A 19,115-nucleotide genomic window follows, 5' to 3' on the forward strand; every position below is an offset into this window, starting at 1 on the left:
CTGGCGTCCGCCCGCAGGATCCACGAGCACTTCGGGTTCACGCTCGCCGACGAGGCGCCCCACCACGGCTTCGGTCAGGAACTCGTCGGCCAGGACCGGGATCCCGGCCTCCGCGACCGGGCCGGACGCGCGTGGAAGGCTTCTCCGTGCGGCGGCGGGGCATGCGCACGCGATGCGCGGGCCTTCGGTGCGCGTCGTGGGCGTGCCCTTCAGTGGGGGTTCGCCGGGGTGCCCTCAGTCGGCGTCGTCGGTGGCCGCCCGAGCGGCGCTCGTGGTCACGATCTCGGTGGCGGTGCCCAGCGGTGTCTCTGCCCAACCGAGCAGGGCCCGGGTGATCGCGACCGGCGGGAGAATGCCCAAGCCGCGCTCGGCCAGCAGATGTTGGACGGCCTCCATCCCGTCGTTCGCGAGCACGGGCCGGCATTGCTCGGCGAGCGCGGTCCATCGGGCGGCTTCCTCCGGCCGCAACCCGCCGATGTGGTCGAACATGGGTGGTCCCTCCGTGATGTCGCACGGCGCGAGAACAGCGGCCGGTGCAGACCCCCGCGTAACCGGTCGGCCGAAAGCCCAGGCGGGTGCGTGCCTGGAGTTCGTGCGGGGTCCGGCCGGGCCGGACCCCGCGGTTGAGGCTTCCCTCAGCCCCGTACCTGTCGTGCCTACTCCTGGTCGAGCACCGTCCCCGTCAGCACCGGCCTGTCGGGCAGCGGCTCGGCATGTCTGTCGGTCAGCGCGAGCCGCATCGATTCGGTCGGCTCGGCCACCCGGTCGTGGACGATGGGCACGACGAAGTCCACGGCGGCGCTCCCGGGCGGGATGTGCACCCACACCCACAGATGCGCGTCGGACAGCGGCCGCTCGGGGTCGGACGCGTCACCGGACTGCTCCGCGAGCCACCGCGGGTCCACGTCCTTGGTGGACAGCTCGGCGCCCTCCGCGGCCGCAAGCACCCGCACCGGATGCCACATGTCCGCCGCCGCGGGCACGTCCACGGACAACCGCCAGGTCAGTGTCCCTCCCTCGGTCACCCGGTCCGCGACCGGCGACAGGGTGATCACCGGCTCGGGGTCGTCGTTCTGGACGGTGAGGCCGCCCCGGTACTTGCCGACGACGGCGCCCCGGACGGCTTTGACGGCGATGTCGTGCTCCGTGTCGTCGCCGTAGACCGTGTCGCCCTTCACCTCGACCGGCACGTCGACCGTGTCGCTGCCGGGTCGTACGGTCACCAGGCGCGTCTCGGTCCGCCCGCCCTCCGGGGCGAGGACGTACACGCGGACCTGCCCACTGCCGCGCCCGGAGACCTGCACCGGGATCCGGTAGGTACGGGTGCCCGCGTCGCCCTCCTTGACCAGGGTGCGGCCCACGTCGACCCGCGGCAGTGCCGTCGCCCCCGTCGCAACGGTGCCGGGCGCCCAGCCCCACGCGTCCATCAGCCAGGCCCGCCCGGACCGCGAACGGGGGGTCAGCTCAAGCGATGTGACCTGCCTGAGATCGAGCCCCGCCCGTTTCGCCGCCGACAGCGGGACGCGCAGCTCCTGGGCCCAGTAGGAGGCGGTGTTCGCGGAGCCGGGGAGCCCGTCCACCCGGATCCGGCCCAGCGTCACCCGGCGGTGGGAGGAGTCGGTGACGGACACGTCCACCTTCGTGCCGGTCGTGTTCGGCGGTACCAAGACCCGCAGCGCGAGTTTCTGGGAGCCGCGAAGGGAGATCGGCTCGGCCGTGGTGATCCGCGCGGTGGTGCCCGGCCTGGACCACTTCAGGGCGACCGCGCCGCGCCCGACCTCCCGTTCCGTCTCCCACGACGCGAAGTGCGGTGACGATCCGGCCGTCTTCGGGTGCAGACAGGCCGCCGCCGGGTCGGGGTCCACCGCCGCACACAGCCGGGCGCCCTTCACCTTCACCCCGCCGTCCGGCAGGAAGCCGCCGCCACGGCGGCCGCCGACCGCGTGGGTCAGCACCCGGGCCGGGTCCGCGGAGGGGGCCCGCTTACCGGAACCGTCGAGCAGTGGGCGCACCCGATCGTCCCCCGCGACAAAAAGCCGGGCCGCGGCGGCGATGTACGTGGCTCCCGCCCGGTGCTGCCGGGCGGCGCTCAGCCGGGTCGCGGCGCCCGGAGTGCACACCGGGTCCGGTTCCTCCGGGTCGGTCGCGAAGTCGTCGAAGGCCGGTGCGACGGCTTGGCCCGGAGTCCACTCGCTGTTGAAGTAGTTGTGGTTGGCGCCGACCATGTAGACCGCGCTGTGCAGGGCCGCGCCCCGCCCGGTCCCGCGCGTCCCGTCGACGAAGTTCTCGCCCTGCAGGTCGGACACGTCGCCGTCGCAGCCCGGCAGCAGCGTCACGGACGGCACGTCGGCGACCGGGTTCTGGCCGAAGATCGTCGGTGCGATGAGCACCGTTCCGCGCACCTTCCAGCGCACCGGGCCCCGGTAGCCGTCCTCGGCGGCCGGCGGCGGGTAGAGGCTGTCCATGACGGCCCGGTTGACACCCTCGCCGCCGCGCGAGTGGCCGACGAGCAGGACCCGGGACAGGTCGGCCTTCGGCGCCCGGCGCACGACGGCCGGAGCGGTGGACCGCCGGGCGCTCCAGTCGGCCCAGCGGGCGAGGTGCTGCCGTACCAGCGAGGAACGCGCCTGCGCGCCGGCGTCCTCGGTCTCCCCGTCCTGGGCGTTGATGCCGTTCGCCGAGATCGACACCGTCACATAGCCCTGGGAGGCCAGCAGTCGCTGGTCGCGCAGATAGCCCAGGTGGCTCGGGATCGGCTTGTAGCCTTTCGCGCAGGGCCAGTCGCGGGCCACGTCGTCCTCGGAGCCCGGCTTGTAGCAGGTGTCGTGGCGACCGTGCAGGAACAGGGCCAGCGGCCGACTCCCGGTGGCGCCCTTCGGCGCCACCACCCGGGCGGTCATCTCCACCGGGGTGGCGTACCCGGGCAGACGCAGCGGGTCGAGGTGGTAATTCCCGGTGACCGTGGGACGGTAGCGGCCGGGCTTGCCCGGATCGACGCCGTTCGCCGACATGGGTGTGTGTGCGGGCATCCGTGCCGCGCCCGATCCGGACCCGTGCGTCTGGTCCGCCGCCGCGTCCAGTCGCCGCCCCGCAGCCGTCACTTGCAGGTCCGTCAGCCGCTCGGGCAGTGCCCGGCCGAGGTCGAGCCGGAAGGTCCGCCCGTCGCTCGCCTGTTCCGGGACGCCGAGCAGCCGGTCCCCGGTACGGAACTCGACCCGCGCATCCCCCAGGGGCACGGCCTTCGGCGCACGCCAGACCAGTTCATTCGCCCCACCCGCCCCGTCGATCCGCCATCCCGGCGGCAGCGGACCGTGGTCCGTCGCGCTCAACGACCGGGATGGGTGCGGCTGTTCGGCCTGTACCGGTCCGGGCGAACCCGCCAGGGCCGCCAGCACCGCCACGGCGGTCACACCTATTCGCCGGGCACGCATCAATGGTCCTCTCCTCAAAACCTGTGCGCAGACATCCCGTCGGTCCCAGGCGCCTCACGCGTCACGTAGGACGAGAAGAGGTGTCCGAGGGTTGACCACACCGGTGATGTCCCGCAACGTGCCTTCGTTCAGGCAGGAGTGAGCGAACGGCGTCGGACACCCTGCCTCGAGGGTCACGCAACGGAGACAGTGACGGGATCGAACGTCCCTCACCTCTGGCCCCGCACCGGTGCGCACGCATGTGTCCGGTTTCGTGGCGGGCGGTTTCCGCGGGCGCCGATCCATGGGCCGTGAGCGGGCGGGCGGGGCATTACGATCGCCCGCGTGTCCTGCGTGGCCCCGTGCCGCACAGGGGGGTCGCAGGGTTGTCGGGTGCGTGAGGGAGCGTCATGACGGGGCGAATGCTGGCGGGTCGTTACGAGTTGGAGGTGTTGCTGGGGCGCGGGGGAATGGGCGAGGTCTGGGTCGCGCACGACACCCGAATACAGCGACGGGTGGCGGTCAAGCTCCTCCGGCCCCATCTGGAGGGCGGTGAGGGGACGCGGCTGTTCTTCCGCGAGGCGCGGACGGCCGGTGGCCTGAACCATCCCGGCATCGTCACCGTCCACGACCTGGGCGAGGACACGGACGGCACGCTGTTCCTGGTCATGGAGATGCTTTCGGGGCGGGATCTGTCGACCGTGCTCCGCAAGGACGGCCCGCCGCCGGTCGCGGACGCACTGGGCTGGACCGCCCAGGCGGCGGACGCCCTGGCCGCCGCCCATGCCGCGGGGATCGTGCACCGCGACCTCAAGCCCGCGAACCTGATGCTCACCGACGCGGGTCTGCTCAAGATCCTCGACTTCGGCATCGCGCGCTACGCGGCCACGACCACGGCGAGCAGCGCCGTGGTGGGGACCGTGGCCTACATGCCGCCGGAGCGGCTGTCCGGGCGGGCGGGTGACGGCCGGGCGGACCTGTATGCGCTGGGTTGCGTGCTGTACGAACTCCTCACCGGTGAGCGGCTGTTCGGGGATCTGGACACCGCCGCTCTGCTGGTGGCCCACCTGCAGCAGGTGCCGCCCGCTCCCAGCCGGGTGCGGTCGGGGCCGGGACCGGCGGTGGACGCGCTGGTGCTGGAGATGCTGGCGAAGGACCCCGACGACCGTCCGGCCACGGCGGACGAGGTCCGTGACCGGCTGCGGGCCGCCCTGCCGGCCTCCTCGCAGTCCGGGCGGGCCGCCGCGACGGTGCCCGCCGGTCCGGCCGCGGTGACCCGGCCCGCCACCGCCTCACGGCCCCGCCGACCGGGTCCGCCCGGAGCGCCGGACGGATCGGCCGTGCGTGGCCCGGCGGTCGACGAAGGCGTGCCCACCGCCGTCCACACCGTCGCCGCCTTCACACCGACCGCGCCGACCTCCCCGACCGCACCTACGTGGGCCGCTTCGCCCCAGGGGCGTACCGCAGCCGACTCCGTGACGTCCGGAACTTGGGCGTGGGCCACGCAGACCGCCCCGGGCTCACCCCCGCCGCCCGGTGGCAACCCCTTCGCCGACCCGTTGTCCGTGTCGGTCACCGTCGGGCCGGGAGGGCGCCGTGCCCGCCCGTGGGCCGCGGTGCTGGGGGGCGGCCTGGCTGCCGCTGTCGTGGTCGCGGGTCTCACTGTCGGCGGAGTGGCCCTCATGTCGAGCTTCTCCCGCCTGTACAGCGGTGACACCGAGGACTCCCCCGTCGGCGGCAACCGGTGGACCTTCGCCACCACCGGAGCCGTCAAGTCGGCGCCCGTGGTGTCGGGCGACACGGTCTACGTGACCAGCAACGACCGCAAGGTGTACGCGCTGGACGCGGCCACCGGCGACAAGAAGTGGGCGTACCGCACCGGCGAGGCGATCGAGGCCTCGCCGTTCGTGTCGGACGGCACCGTCTACGTCGGCAGCCGCGACGGCAAGGTGTACGCCCTGGACGCCGCCACCGGCGACAAGAAGTGGGCCTACACCACCGGGGCCGGCGTCGAGTCCACACCGGTCGAAGCCGGCGGCACGGTGTATGTCGGCAGCGGTGACGCCCAGGTGTACGCGCTGGACGCCCGGACCGGCGCCAAGAAGTGGTCATACCGCACCGAGGGCGCCGTCGAGACCCGCCCGGTGGTGGCGCGCGGCACCGTCTACATAGGCAGCGGCGACAGCAAGGTGTACGCGCTGGACGCCGCCACCGGCGACAAGAAGTGGACGTATCCCACCCGTGACTGGATCGAGTCGGCACCCGTCCTGTCGGGTGACACGCTCTACGTCGGCAGCCGGGACGAGACGCTCTACGCCCTGGAGGCGGCGACCGGCGCGGAGAAGTGGTCCGTCGCCAGCGGCGACTGGCAGGGCTCCGCTCCCGCGGTCGCCGGCGACACCGTCTACGCCTCCGGGGAGGGCGAGCTGATGGCCCTGGACGCGGCGAGCGGCCGCCGCAAGTGGCAGAGCACCTCCGTCGGCTACGGCACCCCCTATGCCCCGGTGGTGTCGAAAGGCGTCGTGTACGTGGTCAACGGCGACCACGTGTACGCGGTCGACGCGGGCACGGGCGACACGAACTGGAACGCGATCACGACCGCCTCGGCCGGGTCCGCGCCGGCCGTGGCCGACGGCACGGTCTACGTGGGCGACGACGAGGGCAGGGTGTACGCGATCAGCGAGCACGGGGACTGAGCCTCGAGGCTGCCCCGCCAGGCCGCTGTGACCGGCAGGTCGGGCCGGGCCGTTGGCCCGCCCGGCGCTCGTACACCGCACGTCGTGCCTGCGCGCCGTCCACGGTGTCCGCCGGCGCGGGCGTCCCATTGCTTCCTGATCTCGTCCAGGCAGGTACGCCAGGCGCCGCTGGAACGGGCCGCCCTCATCTCCGCCTGTTCGACCACGCGGCGTCCGCGGTCGGCGTGCGGTGCTCGATGCCCTTACGCAGCACCCGAGGTGCTCTCGACCGACGGAGTGCACGGGTCGTCCGCCCTGACCACTGGGCTGCCCCCCCGAAGGCGTCTTCTTCCGCGGCCTCACCCTGGCCGAGCAACCGCACGACGGCCGCGCCTCGTTCTCCCCCGACGCACACCCCACCGCCCCGCGCCCGGGCTCCGGCTCGACACAGCACTCTTTTCGGCAGTTCTGCTCCCGCAGGCAACCCCGAAGGGCGCCGGACCCTCAAACCAGTCGAAGCACGGGGATACTCGGAGAGGGGCGTTCGTTGGCGCGTCAGTTGTCCCGCCGCAGGTTCGTCGTGTACTCGCTCGCGGCATCCACCTTGACCGTGGCCGCGCCGCTGGGCTGTGACGCGGCACCGGCGGAAGGCGCCGAGCCCTCCGCCGACGCCACGCGGCGGCCGTCCGACGTCCTGGTGACCGGCGCCGACGAGGAGATGCTGGTTCTCCAGGTCACCAAGGCCAACAAGGTCGTCGTCCGGCTGCCGCGCGTCGAGGTCGGCCAGGGTGTCACCACCGCGGTCGCCATGATGATCGCCGAAGAACTCGACGCCCGGCTCGCCGACGTCGAGATCCCGCTCGCCGACGCCCGTGCGCGGGGCAACCAGTTCACCGGCGGCTCGAGTTCGGTGAGTTCGCTGTACGGCCCGGCCCGCGAACTGGCCGCCCTGGCGCGCGCCAAGCTGGTGACCGCGGCGGCCAGGCGCTGGAAGGTCCCCGCGCGGACCCTGCGGACGCGGAACACGGAGGTCGTCGCCCCGGACGGCCGTAAGGCCACCTTCGGCTCGCTGACCGCGAGCGCCGCGGGGATCAGCCGGCCGGCCGTGTCGGCCAAACCCAAGCCGGCCTCCCGGCACCGGGTGATCGGAAAGGCGACGCCCCGGATCGATGCCCGGGACATCGTCACCGGCAAGGCCGACTACACCGGCGACCTGACCGTGGCCGGGGCGAAGCCGACCGTGGTGGCCCGGCCGCCGACGCTCGGCGGGAAGGCCCTCTCGGTCGACTCCCGGGCCGCGCGGGCCATGCCGGGCGTCCACGCGGTGGTCGAGGTCGCCGGCGGGGTCGCCGTGGTGGCGGAGTCCTTCCATCACGCCTTCGCGGCGAGGGACGCCCTGCGGATCACCTGGGCTCCGGGCCCTCTCGTGCCGCTCTCCGACGCCGCGATCCGCTCACGGCTGCGGGCCGCCGTACCCAGGCTCGGCACCCCGCCGCGCGGCTCCAAGCAGACGGAGGCCGAGTTCGAGTTCGCCTTCGTCAGCCACGCCCCGATGGAGGTGCTGACCGCGGTGGCGGACGTCCGCGCGTCCCGCGCGGAGATCTGGTTCTCCTCCCAGAGTCCGATGGACGCGCGGGACACCATCGCCTCGGCGGTCGGACTGTCCCCGTCGAAGGTGAAGGTCCATGTCGTCCGGGGCGGCGGCTCCTTCGGGCGGAGACTCAACCACGATGCCGCGATGGAGGCCGCCCTCATCTCCAAGGCGGCACACCTGCCGGTCAAACTGATGTGGAGCCGTGCCGACGACATCCGGCACGGCAGGATGCGCCCGGCCAGCCACCACCGGATCCGGGCCAGCCACGCACGGGGCAGGGTGGTGGCGTTCACCCACACCATGGCCTCCGTGAGCGAGGCGTACGAAGGGGAAGCACCCTCCGCTCAGGGACGTGCCCAGGGGCCCGTCCAGGGCCGGGTCACCGAGGCTGTCACCCGCGCCGCCGGTCCCCTGCCCAGCGACAGCGGCCTGTACAACTTCGGTCGTGTCACCGGGGATTGGGGCTCGGTCGAGCTGGCGATCCCTCTCGGCGCGTGGCGGTCGGTGGACTCCGGGACGATGCGGACGGCGGAGGAGATCGTCGTCGACGAGGTCGCGCGGAGCCTGGGCAAGGACCCGGTAGCCTTCCGGCGCACCACGCTCAGGAGCAAGGCCGTCAAGGCCGTCCTCGACAAGGTGGCCGACGCCGGCAGGTGGGGCCGGCCCCTGCCGGCCGGCCGCGCACAGGGGGTCGCCGTCCACGAGGAGTACGGCTCGTGCGTGGCCTGTCTGGTCGAGATCGACGCCACCGATCCGAAGAACCCCCGGGTGACCAAGGCGGTGATGGCGGCCGACGTCGGAACGGCCGTCAACCCCGGTGGGCTGGAGGCCCAGCTCATGGGCACCGCGATCGACGGCATCTCCACCATCCTGCACGCCGGGCTGCACATCGACCGGGGCGCCGTCCGCGAGAGCAGCTACGAGGACTTCCGGTACGCCCGCCAGCGACACGCCCCGTTGCGCTTCGAGGCGCACATCATGCCCTCCCGACGGGAGCCGGGCGGGGCGGGTGAACTCGGTGTTCCCGCGGCGGCGGGCGCCGTGGCCAACGCCTACGCCCGGGCGACCGGCACCAGGCCCCGCCGCTTCCCGCTCGACTTCTGAGCCGAACTCCGAGAAGGTACCGATGCCCTCCTACTCCTTCCTCCTCAACGGGAAGCCGGTCACGGTCGACGCGCCGGCCGACATGCCGCTGCTGTGGGTCCTGCGGGACATGCTGAACGTCACCGGCCCCAAGTACGGCTGCGGCGTCGGCGTCTGCCGCGCCTGCACGAGCCACCTCGACGGCGGGGAGATCCAGCCCTGTGTCGTTCCGGTCGCCGACTGCGCGGACCGTGCGGTCACCACGATCGAGGGGCTGGCCGACGGGAACAAACTGCACCCGGTGCAAAAGGCATGGCTCGACCGCGATGTGGCGCAGTGCGGTTTCTGCCAGCCGGGTCAGATCATGACCGCGGTGGCCCTGCTGAAGAAGACCCCCCACCCGACCGACGCGGACATCGACCGCATCGAGAACGTCTGCCGCTGCGGGACGTACTCCCGGATCCGCGAAGCGATCAAGAAGGCCGCGGCGAGCGGCTGACGGCCTCGCGGTGTCTCGGAACCACCGCGGACCCCGAGCCATCGGCCGGGCCTGTCGGGATCGCGCGCGAAGCCGCCTCAAACAAGCGGCCGTGCCGGGAACAGCCGGTACGGCCGTCGCGGTTAGATCGACGAGAGTCGAGGCACGTCCGCCGCGCACTCGGACCCATTCGTATGTCTGCAGAGGGATTTTATTCATGGCTGACCGGCCCTTGACGCTGATGGCAGTGCACGCGCACCCCGACGACGAGGCCACCGGAACCGGAGGGGTCCTCGCGCGGTACGCGGCCGAGGGCGTCCGGACGGTTCTCGTGACGTGTACCGACGGCGGATGCGGTGACGGACCGGGCGGTGTCAAGCCCGGCGCTCCCGGACACGATCCCTCGGCCGTCGCCTCGATGCGCCGTCAGGAACTCGAGGCGAGTTGCGAGGTCCTGAAGATCAGTGATCTGGAGACGCTGGACTACGCCGACTCCGGAATGATGGGCTGGCCGAGCAACGACGCACCCGGATCCTTCTGGCAGACCCCCGTCGAGGAAGGCGCGGCCCGGCTCGCGGACCTCATGCGGCAGTACCGCCCTGACGTGGTCGTCACCTACGACGAGAACGGCTTCTACGGCCACCCCGACCACATCCAGGCCCACCGCATCACGATGGCGGCGCTGGAGATGACGGAGCTGACACCGAAGGTGTACTGGACCACGATGCCCCGCTCGATGATGCAGCGGTTCGGCGAGATCATGCGCGAGTTCCATCCCGAGATGCCGGAGCCCGATCCTGCCGAGGTCGCCGCGATGGCCAAGATCGGCCTCCCCGACGACGAGATCACCACATGGGTGGACACCACCGCGTTCAGTGGCCAGAAGTTCGACTCGCTGGCCGCGCACGCCAGTCAGGGCGAGAACATCTTCTTCCTCAAGATGGGCAAGGTGCGGTTCGGCGAGTTCATGGGCATGGAGACGTTCGTACGCGTCCAGGACCCCACCGGTGCGGCTCTGCCCGAGAACGATCTCTTCGCCGGACTGCGCTGACCCGCCCGCCCCACCCGCCACGAGCGCCTCTCGACGTCACGGCGTGATCGAGCGGGGCCCATCCTCCTGGGCCCCTCGCGCGAGGCTCACTCCGGCGGTGTGCGGAGGTGTCCGACAACCGAGGCCGAGAGCCCGGCGGTCTGCTCCGACTCGGGGCGGACCGCCGACGTGACGGGCCGCCGCCTGCTCGCGGAGTCGTCACGGATCAGCGCCGAGCCACGGCCGGGGACGACGAGCGTGGCAGCATGGGTGATCGACGACTCTGGTGCATCACGACGGGGGCCTGCCGTGCACGAGCTCAGCTCCGCAGTCGTGCTGGTCACGGGTGTCATGGCGTCCGGGAAGTCCACCGTCGCCCAGTCGCTGGCCGAGCGGCTCCCCCGTTCCGTGCACCTGCGCGGAGACGGCTTCCGGCGGATGGTCGTCTGCGGTCGTGAGGAGTTCACGCCCGAGCCGACCGCAGAGGCCACGGCACAACTGCGACTGCGCCACCAGGCATCAGCCGCAGTCGCGGACCTGTACGCGGGGGCGGGGTGGACCGTCGTCGTCCAGGACGTCGTTCTCGGCGAGTACCTGGACGCCTTCCTCGACGCCGTGACGACGAGGCCCCTGTATCTGGTCGTCCTCGCTCCCTCGGCCGAGGCGGTCGCCCTGCGCGAGGCAGGCCGCCGCAAGAGCGGCTACGGCGTCGCCTGGACGATCGACGTCCTCGACCACGCGCTGCGCCAGGAGACGCCCCGCCGCGGGCTCTGGCTGAACACGTCCCATCAGACACCCGACCAGACCGTGGACCGGATCCTCGCCGGCCTCGACGCTGCTCGCGTCGCCGGCTGAGGAAGCCCCCGCGAAGGTCACCGGGAAAGTCCGGCGGGAGAGCGCTGCGCGGCACGGCCGGGCTCCCCGACTGCCGCCCGCGAGAACTCGGGTGGCCTCGCCGCACCGGCCGGATACATTCGGGCCATGCCCGAGTTGGAGCAGCTGCATCCTGTTCATGCCCCGGCGGTCCTGGCCTTCGAGCGAGCGAACCGCGCCTACTTCGCCGCGTCGGTCCCCGATCGCGGCGACGACTTCTTCGACCGGTTCACCGACCGGTACACCGCCCTGCTGGCCGAGCAGGAAGCCGGCGTCTGCGCTTTCCATGTGCTTCTCGCCGAGGACGGCACGGTACTGGGCAGGTTCAACCTGGTCGACATCGACGACGGCACCGCGGAGCTGGGCTACCGGGTCGCGCAGCACGTCACCGGGCGTGGGGTGGCCACCGCGACCGTTCGGCAGCTGTGTCTGCTCGCGGCGTCACGGCACGGACTGCGCACGCTGCGGGCCGCGACCTCCCATGAGAATGCCGCTTCTCGGAAGGTCCTGGTCAAGGCCGGGTTCGTCTTGGTCGGACCGGCCGATCCGGCCCACCTGGACGGTAAGCCGGGTACCTGGTACCAACGCGATCTGTCGCGCCGGCCGTAGAGCATGGGACGTACCCGCAAAAGGCTTTGAGCGCCGTAGCGTCCAGCTGATACTTTCTCGGCGGACCGTGAAGTCGTCGTAGGAGGTGAGTCCCCGTGAACACAGTTACCCGTGGGTGCTCCCTCGATTCGTCACGGTCCGGCGGCTGACGTTCGGTGTCGCCAGGAGCGCCTGAGATCGAGGCACTCCTGGAGGGAGACTCCGATGAACACAAAGCCTTTCCCATCCGGCCTGAGCGACGACGCGGTGATGATCACGCGTGTCGCGGACAGGCAATGGCATGCGCTGGACGACGACGTGGTGGTCGGCCGCGGGCATGCGCAGCACCGGGCCGACGGACGCCTGTTCGTCAGCATCGACGCCTGGCACGACACCGCCTTCGACCGGCTCGCCCAGGCCCTGCTGGCGGAACTGCCGGCACCTCTGCACACGGTGGTCGACGAAGCCGACGTCGAGCTGACGGCTCGCTGGCGGCGGGCCGGCTTCGCCGTCCGGCGCCGTGAGTGGGAGTACGCCGTGCCGACCGACCCACGGGTCACGGGGCTGCGGACCGTCCGGCCGCCCTCCGGCGTCTCGATCGTGCCTGCCGGGCAGGCGGACGAGAGTCTGCTGCGGGCGGTGGACCGTGCCGTCCGGGACGAAGTCGGGGCGGGTGCCGGGTGGCAGTCGATGCCCGCGGAGGTGATTCCGTTCCCGGACGGCGACAGCGTCGTCGACCCGTCCAAGTACGCGGTGGCCGCGACACCGGACCGCTACCTGGGGCTGATCCGGGTGGTCATCCCGATCCGGCCGCGTGTCGGACTGCTCGCGGTCCGGGCCGGCGAGCAGCGTCGCGGTATCGCGCGGGCGCTGCTCGCCCACTCGCTGGGGACGCTGCACCACTCCGGGTTCGCCGAGGCGTGGACCGAGGTGCAGGAGTCCAACCGGGCGGCCTCGGCGCTGTTCGAGAGCATCGGTGCCCGGCGGATGAGCAGCAACCTGGAGCTGGTGCGATGACGAGGAACAGGAACGTCGTCGAAGTCGAGGGCAGGGTCGTCGAGTGCCTGCGCAGCGCCATGTTCACGGTGGAGCTGGAGAACGGCCACCAGGTGCTGGCGCACATCAGCGGGAAGATCCGCAAGAACTACATCAAGATCATGCTGGAGGACCGGGTGCTGGTGGAGCTGCCGCCGTACGACCTGGCGCGCGGCCGGATCGTGTTCCGGTACCGGAACTAGCTGCGGTCGGCGGCTTCCTCGCTGACTGATCCCGAGCCCCGGGTCGCGGTGACGACGTGACCCGGGGCGTCGGGCGGCCGCGATCGGGCCCGCCGAGGTTGCTCCAGGTGACGGGGCACGCACTGTGCGCTGTGAGGTTAGGGCCAGGGCCAGGGGCCCGACAGGCAACCCCTGCCAGATGCCCGGAACCGGCGTCGAGGCGACCCGCCCCGCACGGGGCTCACTCCTCGGTCGTCGCTGTTCGCCGACCGACTCACCCACGTGAGGAACCGCGTCACCGGCCACGACCTCTTCCGGGACGCCCTCGATGAAATCAACAACGACCTGTACCTGGCCGGTTTCTACCAGGCCGGGCAGGGCGGCGGCCGCTACGTCTTCACCGAGGACCGGCGCGCCAGGTTCGACGAGTTGCTCGGCATCCGTTCCACGGCGCTCCCGTGGAACGGCAGTTGCACCAACTTCTCCGGCAACGCCGGTGATCAGGGCAGCCGCAGCAACCTCCAGATCAACGGGCCCCGCCTCGACAACGCCCTGCAGCAGCTGGGCAGGGCCACCACACACCTGCAGAGCCAGAACGGCAGGGCGGCGCCGAGTCAGGCACTCGTCATGATCATTCGGGGCACGTCCGAAGCCGCCCGCTTCGGCCGGATCTTCGACAACATACGGACCAACATCCGGGACCACCGTACCGGCGGCGCCCAGATGGGCGTGGAGAACGTCGACCTGCAGCAGTTGATCGGCTACGTGTTCTACATGGAGCCGGCCGACGGATCACGCCCCCGCTGACCCGGCGCCGTTGACGCCGGGTCGGCCCTTCCTCCCCGCCACCTCGGGGCGTCAGTCGAAGTCGAAGGCGGCCACGACGGGGGCGTGGTCGGACTCTGGATACTTGACGTCGGTGGCGAAGGCGATGGAGTCGTCGTGGAGGATCTCGTTGTGGATCTCCGAGCCGCGGTAGTGGGCGAGCAGGTTGCGGGTGACGAGCATGTGGTCGATCATCTGGCCACGGCCGTGGTGGAAGAGGGTGTAGCGGGCCTCGTTGGGGATCGTGTGCTCGATGGGGACGAGGACCCGGGTGGCGAGGTCGCCGTTGTTGGTGTCCTCGACATTGCCGCAGATGGCCAGGACCGGTACTTCCTCGGGCTCCGCGTTGAAGTCGCCGGCGACGATGATGCGCGCCTCCGGGTCGTCGTCGAGGATCTGGTCGACGAGCCGTCTGACTTCCAGGGCCTGGCTCATGCGCTTCATGGACGACAGGAAGCTGCCCTCGGCCCAGCTGTCGGCGCTGCGCCAGATGTCCATGAAGGGGCCGGTGAGCTGCCCCGGGATGTCGCTGGGGAGCTTGGACTTGAGGTGCACGTTGATGATGTGCAGCAGTCGGCCGGGCGCCTCGTGGTCGATGTCGATCTGCGCGTGCAGGATCGGGCGCTCGATGCCGATGGCGACCGGCGCGGCGTCCGGGGGCTTCGCGGTGAGCCGTTGGTAGCGCGGCTCGTTGACCAGGTCGTTCTTCAGCTGCTGGTGCTTGATGACCGGCAGGTGGGTGGCGATGACCAGGTTGCGCAGGTCGAAGACCGCGTCGTTCGCGGGCTTGGTGCTGGTCAGGGACGCGCCGTCGAGGTTGGTCCCGGCCAGCAGCTCCTTCAGCGCGAGCAGGTCACGCGGCTGGCCGGGACGTTCCTGACCGTGCACCTCCTGGAAGCAGGCGATGTCCGCCCGCAGCCGAGTGATCTGCGGCTTCATCAGCGCGATCCGGTCGGCCAGCGACGGGGGCTTGTCCGGGGCCGGCTCGTCGAAGTTCTCCAGGTTGAACGTCGCTATGCGTATCTGTGCCACAGGTGCCTCCTGTTGGTGTGCCGCGGTCGCCGTGCAGGGCGCGGTGCGTCACCCACCGGTCGCAGGACACGGGGTGGGGGCCGGTGGTGTGGACCGCGGGTGTCTCCGAGTTCTCAGGGGTGGGCCGGGCCGAAGTCCGGGGGCGCGGCGAAGGTGATCTCGCTGACATACCGGGCCACGTCCCCGGGCAGGGCGTCGGTGGGGAGCGCCGTCGGTCGAGGGGCGTCCTCCGGGAGTCCGAAGGTGTCGTGGAACAGGGAACGAGGGCCGGTGAGCGCGAAGGAGATGCCTACCGCGTCACCGACCTCGAAACCCCGCGCGGTGAACCAGCGGCTGACGGTCCGGACGGCATCCGGGGAGGGGACGAACCGGTGGACGCGGTCGGCGGTCAGTCCGTCCGTGGTCGCCTCCTCCCCTGCCGAACGGAGGACGACCAGCGCGGACAGGAGGTCCTGCTGTCGGCCCTTGGACACGGCGCGGGCCGCTACAGCAGGCGGGCGCGTGTGACGGCGGCCTGCGCGTCGACAAGACCCGTTCCCGTCGCCAGGTCGGGGCCCGGGACAGCGAAGTGCCCCATACCCGGCCGGAGGAAGCAGCGGCCCGCGGCCACATCACGGGCCGTGCTGCGCAGGACGTCCCGGACCTGGGCCGGGTTCAGGTGGGGGGCGGCTTCCTTCACCAGAGCGCAGACACCGGCGATCTGGGGAGCGGCGGCGGAGGTCCCGCTGATGGCGGCCCAGCCGTCGTCGGCCAGGGTCTCGTCCCCGTCGGGATGGTTGTCCCCGGCGAGGTCGCGGTCGATGTCGTCGTTCGGCTGGACCGGGAGCAGGATGTAGGCGGCCCTGGGCAGCATGCCGACGAGACCGCACAGGTCGGGCGCATTGCGGCCGGGGAAGATCTCACTGGCGAAGCCGCTGGAGTAGTCCGACGCGCGCAGGGCCCCGTCGGGCGACATGAAGACCCCACCGGCGGAGATGACGTCGGGATGCTGCCCTGGAAAGCCGAAATGGCTGTTGCCCGCGGAGAAGACCACGACGATGCCGGCGGCGACGGCCACCGCGACCGCGGCGGCCATCACCTGGTCCGCCGCGCTAAACTCGTTGGGGCGCCGCTTGCTCGACCCCCAGCTGTTGCTGATCACCTGGGGGTTCAGCGCGACGGCCCTGTTGAAGGCCCCGATGGTGTTGAAGAAGCTCATCTTGACCATCGTGAAGTCCACGTCCGGCGCGACGGCGAAGATGTTGGCGGATTCGGCGGTGCCGTGCCCGCTCTCGTCGTCGGCCGGCGCGGTGGCGCCCGGCCCCAGCTCCACGGGCCTCACCCGGTAGCCGCGCGCCGAGAAGAACGGGTGCGCGAAGTGCCCCGAGTCGGTCATGACCACCTTGACGTTCTTGCCGGTGACGCCGGCGCGATGGGCCTTGTCGGCGTTGCAGCCCAGCGATACGTCGCCCGGGACATCCAGGTGCCAGTAGTCCGTGGTGGGTGCCAGCGCGGTCGCGAAGAAGAATCGAGGCTCCTCGATCGCGACCCCCTCCAGGACGTTGGCGAAGTCGGTGTCCGCCGTGTCGATGAAACCCGGCATGTCGGTCTGGGGGCACTCCACGAACGTGGCGAGATCTTCCCGCTGGTGCTCCTTGAGCACCGGCCGTTCCTCGGGCTGCAGCGAGCAGTGGAAGGCGCGCTCGTAGAGGTCGGGAGGCCCGGATATGTTGAGTGTCGCCTCCGGTGCGAGTTCGGCCGGGCCGCCCCGGGCACGTCCGGCCTCGCGGAACACCGTGAACCCGGCCTCACGCAGTTGCCGCGCGGCCTCCTCCACCACGCGAACCTCCGACTGGACCGACTGCGCCGTACGCTCGGTGGCGGGCCCTGCTTCGAAGAGCGAGGTCCCTCCGATGGAGCGGGGTGAGGCCTGGGCGTAGACGATGCTGGGCAGGCCGCTGTCCAGCTTCGGCATCTTCGGCTTGCTGAGGAATCTCGGGCTTCCGTTCTGGTAGGACGCGTTCACCGCTGTCACCTCGTTCCACCTGGGGATGTGTGCCGCACAGCGGCCGACGGCGGGTGTGTACCGCGCTCAGCGGCCCTCGATCGGGGCCGCGCGCCGTACGTTGCACTCCGTACGCTGCACGCCGCGGATTCGATTGCCCCCACAAAGCACCAATCTCGCACAAAAGAAGGTAATTCACCTTTTAAGGTCTTCGAGGAGGCGTACACCGCCTCACCGCCCGACAATGCGAGCCGACAACGCCCGGTTCGTGAGTCGCCGGGCATGCCGATCGACGGTCCGGGACGGCCCCTTGACGTGGTCCGGCACGCAGCGGTACCCGGCCTGCGGTGCGCTCCTGTTCGTCCGTGGTGTCCCTCCAGTGCTCGCCCGACAGTCGCGTCACGTGCTCAGGGGTTGTCTGTTCGGCCTCGGTGTCCGAAGGTGAAGGCCCGTCGACCGCCTTACCTGGAGCGGGAGTTGACGGTAGAGGGAGGGAACTTCACATGAACGTACGCAAGTTGACGGCGACGCTGTTCGCGGCAGCGGCGATCGCGACCTCGACGTTCGGGCTCGACGGTACGGCCGCCGCCCACACCGGCCGAGTCGCGGCGGCCACCGGCATCCTCACGTCCGAGGAAGCCCGTCAGCCGTCGCTGACGGCGGCCCAGATGAAGAACGCCGTCGTACCGGGTGAGGCCGGGGCCGGAACGCTCGCCGCCCCGCTGAACTGCGCCTACTACTACGTGTGCGGAAAGGGCGGGAACGGCAACAGATTCGACTACACCGTGTGCAGTACGACGTACACCCTGCCCAACCTCGTGGGCTGGGGCTCCCTCCACAACAACCAGACCCCGGGAACCAGGGCGCACTTCTACGACGCGAACGGCACCTGGATGTTCTCCATCGACGCTCCCGCCAAGAACGACGTGTTCTGGACCCCGGTCTGGTACGTCATCGCCTGCTGAGCCGTCGGCCCGGCCCCGCCCGGCCCGAACGCGTTCTTCGTCATGCCGTGCGGAGTGATGCGGCCGCCGCCGGTCCCCGTCGCCGGGGCGGCGGCGGGCGGCGCTGTGTGGGGCAGGGCCACTCGCGGAGCGAGGTGGCTTCGCGAGGGCGGGGTCAGTCTGCCGTCCGTACCGGGCCCGCCGTCACCTTCCGCAGCAGCGGCCTGCTGCCGGCGATCGCGGCGATCATGGCAAGGGCGCCTACAGCCCCGCAGATGACCAGGTGCACGGCACCGGAGGTGTTCATCGTGGTGCCCGCCAGCTTGTTGAGCTGCATGGCACCGAAGGCGCCCATCGCCGTGGTGCCGCCGGCCGGCACGGCCAACGGGATGACGGTCTCCCGTGTCCGGGCACTGTCCAGCACCTTCAGCGGGGGGTCCCGGCGAGCCTCAGCAGGCCGTACACCCGGCGCCGGTCCAGGACGTTCGCGGCCGAGGTGAGGCCCGCGGCGGCTGCGGCGACCAGGAAGCTCACGACCAGGGTCGCGGTGCTGACGGTGGCGACACGGGCGGTGATGGTGTCGTCGGCGGCGGACACGTACTCCTGCGTGAGCGGATACCTGCCCGACCCGAGGGGGGTCAGTGCGGTGACGGCCGTGTCGATGGTTGCCTGCCCGCCGGAGACCTGGGCGGTCACGCCGTGGACGCCGCCGGGCAGGCTCTCGTAGTCGCTGTCGCCCGTCACGGCTACGGTCGCCGTCACTCCCGTCTCGCGCAGGAGCGTGCGGGCCTCGGTGGCCGCATTCCGGGCGTCGGCGGCGTTCGCGGTGATCACGGCGACCTGTCCCCGATGACTCGCGCTCTCGGCGCTCAGCGTGCTGATGGAGAAGAACCCGGCCACGAACCCCGCCAGCACCAGCCCGCTGACGGTGCGCCAGGCCGCGCGCGGGTCGTCGCTGAGGCGGCGGGCGGCAAGCAGCGTGGCGGGTCGCTCGGCCAGGCGGCTCACCGAGCGGCCCAGCCGGTCCACGACCCAGGGGCCGAACAGCCAGAACGCGCCAGGCCCAGACGCGGTGCGTCGGTCTGCCGGCCCGGGCGAGCCGGATAGAGCTCGAGGACCACGCCGTCGCCCAGGACGGCCGCATGGTGCGCGGGCCCCTGACCGTGTCGCTCCGCCGTGAATCTCAGGCCGAGCCCCTGGTAGAAGGGCCGGCATTCCTCAAGCCTGGGCGAGTAGAGCACCAGCAAGGTGACGCAGGCCGAGTTCGCGTCGGTCATGAGCTCCTGGCCTCTGATGAGACGGTGATCAACGGTAGCGCGACGGCGACGCACCTCCGGTAGTGGCTGCCCGGTGCGGTCCCCCGTCCTCCCCTATGTGCGTCA

Annotated in this window: 18 protein-coding genes; 10 read left to right on the forward strand and 8 right to left on the reverse strand. The window is 71.4% G+C overall.

Going from position 1 to position 19,115, the window contains the following annotated elements; genetic code table 11:
- Positions 1–234 precede the first annotated feature (234 nt).
- The gene (locus ACFU5F_RS03420) at positions 235–489 is read right to left on the reverse strand and encodes a hypothetical protein (protein WP_383881254.1); all 255 of its coding nucleotides are present in this window, start codon (positions 487–489) and stop codon (positions 235–237) included.
- Between the two features lie 167 nt (positions 490–656).
- On the reverse strand, positions 657–3,431 hold the full coding sequence (locus tag ACFU5F_RS03425) for an alpha/beta hydrolase family protein (protein WP_383881257.1): 2,775 nt from the start codon (positions 3,429–3,431) through the stop codon (positions 657–659).
- A gap of 389 nt (positions 3,432–3,820) precedes the next feature.
- Between ACFU5F_RS03425 and ACFU5F_RS03430 the strand changes: the two genes are divergently transcribed.
- The 9 genes from ACFU5F_RS03430 (at position 3,821) to ACFU5F_RS03470 (ending at position 13,755) form a co-directional block, all read left to right on the forward strand.
- Positions 3,821–6,106: a PQQ-binding-like beta-propeller repeat protein gene (locus tag ACFU5F_RS03430; protein ID WP_383881260.1), complete on the forward strand. Its 2,286-nt coding sequence runs from the start codon at positions 3,821–3,823 to the stop codon at positions 6,104–6,106.
- A gap of 526 nt (positions 6,107–6,632) precedes the next feature.
- Positions 6,633–8,783 carry a molybdopterin cofactor-binding domain-containing protein gene (locus ACFU5F_RS03435; protein ID WP_383881263.1) on the forward strand — a complete coding sequence of 717 codons (2,151 nt, stop codon included), beginning with the start codon at positions 6,633–6,635 and terminating at the stop codon, positions 8,781–8,783.
- 22 nt (positions 8,784–8,805) lie between these two features.
- Positions 8,806–9,261: a (2Fe-2S)-binding protein gene (locus tag ACFU5F_RS03440; protein WP_383881265.1), complete on the forward strand. Its 456-nt coding sequence runs from the start codon at positions 8,806–8,808 to the stop codon at positions 9,259–9,261.
- 196 nt (positions 9,262–9,457) lie between these two features.
- The gene (locus ACFU5F_RS03445) at positions 9,458–10,291 is read left to right on the forward strand and encodes a PIG-L family deacetylase (protein WP_383881268.1); all 834 of its coding nucleotides are present in this window, start codon (positions 9,458–9,460) and stop codon (positions 10,289–10,291) included.
- 288 nt (positions 10,292–10,579) lie between these two features.
- On the forward strand, positions 10,580–11,125 hold the full coding sequence (locus ACFU5F_RS03450; protein ID WP_383881271.1) for an AAA family ATPase: 546 nt from the start codon (positions 10,580–10,582) through the stop codon (positions 11,123–11,125).
- Between the two features lie 126 nt (positions 11,126–11,251).
- A complete protein-coding gene (locus ACFU5F_RS03455; protein WP_383881273.1) occupies positions 11,252–11,752 on the forward strand; it encodes a GNAT family N-acetyltransferase in 501 nt (166 codons plus the stop codon).
- A gap of 204 nt (positions 11,753–11,956) precedes the next feature.
- Complete coding sequence (locus ACFU5F_RS03460) at positions 11,957–12,748, forward strand: GNAT family N-acetyltransferase (protein ID WP_383881275.1); 792 nt, start codon at positions 11,957–11,959, stop codon at positions 12,746–12,748.
- Complete coding sequence (gene infA, locus ACFU5F_RS03465) at positions 12,745–12,969, forward strand: translation initiation factor IF-1 (protein ID WP_383881277.1); 225 nt, start codon at positions 12,745–12,747, stop codon at positions 12,967–12,969. Before ACFU5F_RS03460 ends, infA begins: the two co-directional genes overlap by 4 nt.
- Before the next feature lie 261 nt (positions 12,970–13,230).
- Positions 13,231–13,755: a ribosome-inactivating family protein gene (locus ACFU5F_RS03470; RefSeq protein ID WP_383881280.1), complete on the forward strand. Its 525-nt coding sequence runs from the start codon at positions 13,231–13,233 to the stop codon at positions 13,753–13,755.
- Positions 13,756–13,806: 51 nt separating this feature from the next.
- On the opposite strand, the gene ACFU5F_RS03475 is transcribed toward ACFU5F_RS03470, so the two are convergent.
- The 3 genes from ACFU5F_RS03475 to ACFU5F_RS03485 form a co-directional block, all read right to left on the reverse strand.
- Positions 13,807–14,805 (reverse strand): endonuclease/exonuclease/phosphatase family protein, encoded by a 999-nt coding sequence (locus ACFU5F_RS03475; RefSeq protein WP_383881283.1) that lies wholly within the window; start codon positions 14,803–14,805, stop codon positions 13,807–13,809.
- 113 nt (positions 14,806–14,918) lie between these two features.
- Positions 14,919–15,278, reverse strand: a complete 360-nt coding sequence (locus ACFU5F_RS03480; protein ID WP_383881286.1) for a hypothetical protein — start codon at positions 15,276–15,278, stop codon at positions 14,919–14,921.
- Between the two features lie 11 nt (positions 15,279–15,289).
- Positions 15,290–16,810 (reverse strand): S8 family serine peptidase, encoded by a 1,521-nt coding sequence (locus tag ACFU5F_RS03485; protein WP_383881291.1) that lies wholly within the window; start codon positions 16,808–16,810, stop codon positions 15,290–15,292.
- Between the two features lie 482 nt (positions 16,811–17,292).
- On the opposite strand from ACFU5F_RS03485, the gene ACFU5F_RS03490 reads away from it, so the two are divergent.
- The gene (locus ACFU5F_RS03490; protein WP_383881293.1) at positions 17,293–17,754 is read left to right on the forward strand and encodes a hypothetical protein; all 462 of its coding nucleotides are present in this window, start codon (positions 17,293–17,295) and stop codon (positions 17,752–17,754) included.
- 154 nt (positions 17,755–17,908) lie between these two features.
- Here the strand turns inward: ACFU5F_RS03490 and ACFU5F_RS03495 are convergent, their stop codons facing one another.
- From ACFU5F_RS03495 to ACFU5F_RS03505, 3 genes are read right to left on the reverse strand one after another with little or no spacing between them, the layout of a single operon-like run.
- Positions 17,909–18,157: a hypothetical protein gene (locus tag ACFU5F_RS03495; protein ID WP_383881296.1), complete on the reverse strand. Its 249-nt coding sequence runs from the start codon at positions 18,155–18,157 to the stop codon at positions 17,909–17,911.
- A 2-nt stretch (positions 18,158–18,159) separates the two neighbouring features.
- Positions 18,160–18,741 carry a hypothetical protein gene (locus tag ACFU5F_RS03500; protein WP_383881299.1) on the reverse strand — a complete coding sequence of 194 codons (582 nt, stop codon included), beginning with the start codon at positions 18,739–18,741 and terminating at the stop codon, positions 18,160–18,162.
- Positions 18,738–19,010, reverse strand: a complete 273-nt coding sequence (locus ACFU5F_RS03505) for a glyoxalase/bleomycin resistance/dioxygenase family protein (protein ID WP_383881302.1) — start codon at positions 19,008–19,010, stop codon at positions 18,738–18,740. Before ACFU5F_RS03505 ends, ACFU5F_RS03500 begins: the two co-directional genes overlap by 4 nt.
- Positions 19,011–19,115: the final 105 nt, after the last annotated feature.

The sequence above is a fragment of the Streptomyces sp. NPDC057438 genome, from assembly GCF_042802995.1.
Lineage (GTDB): Bacteria > Actinomycetota > Actinomycetes > Streptomycetales > Streptomycetaceae > Streptomyces.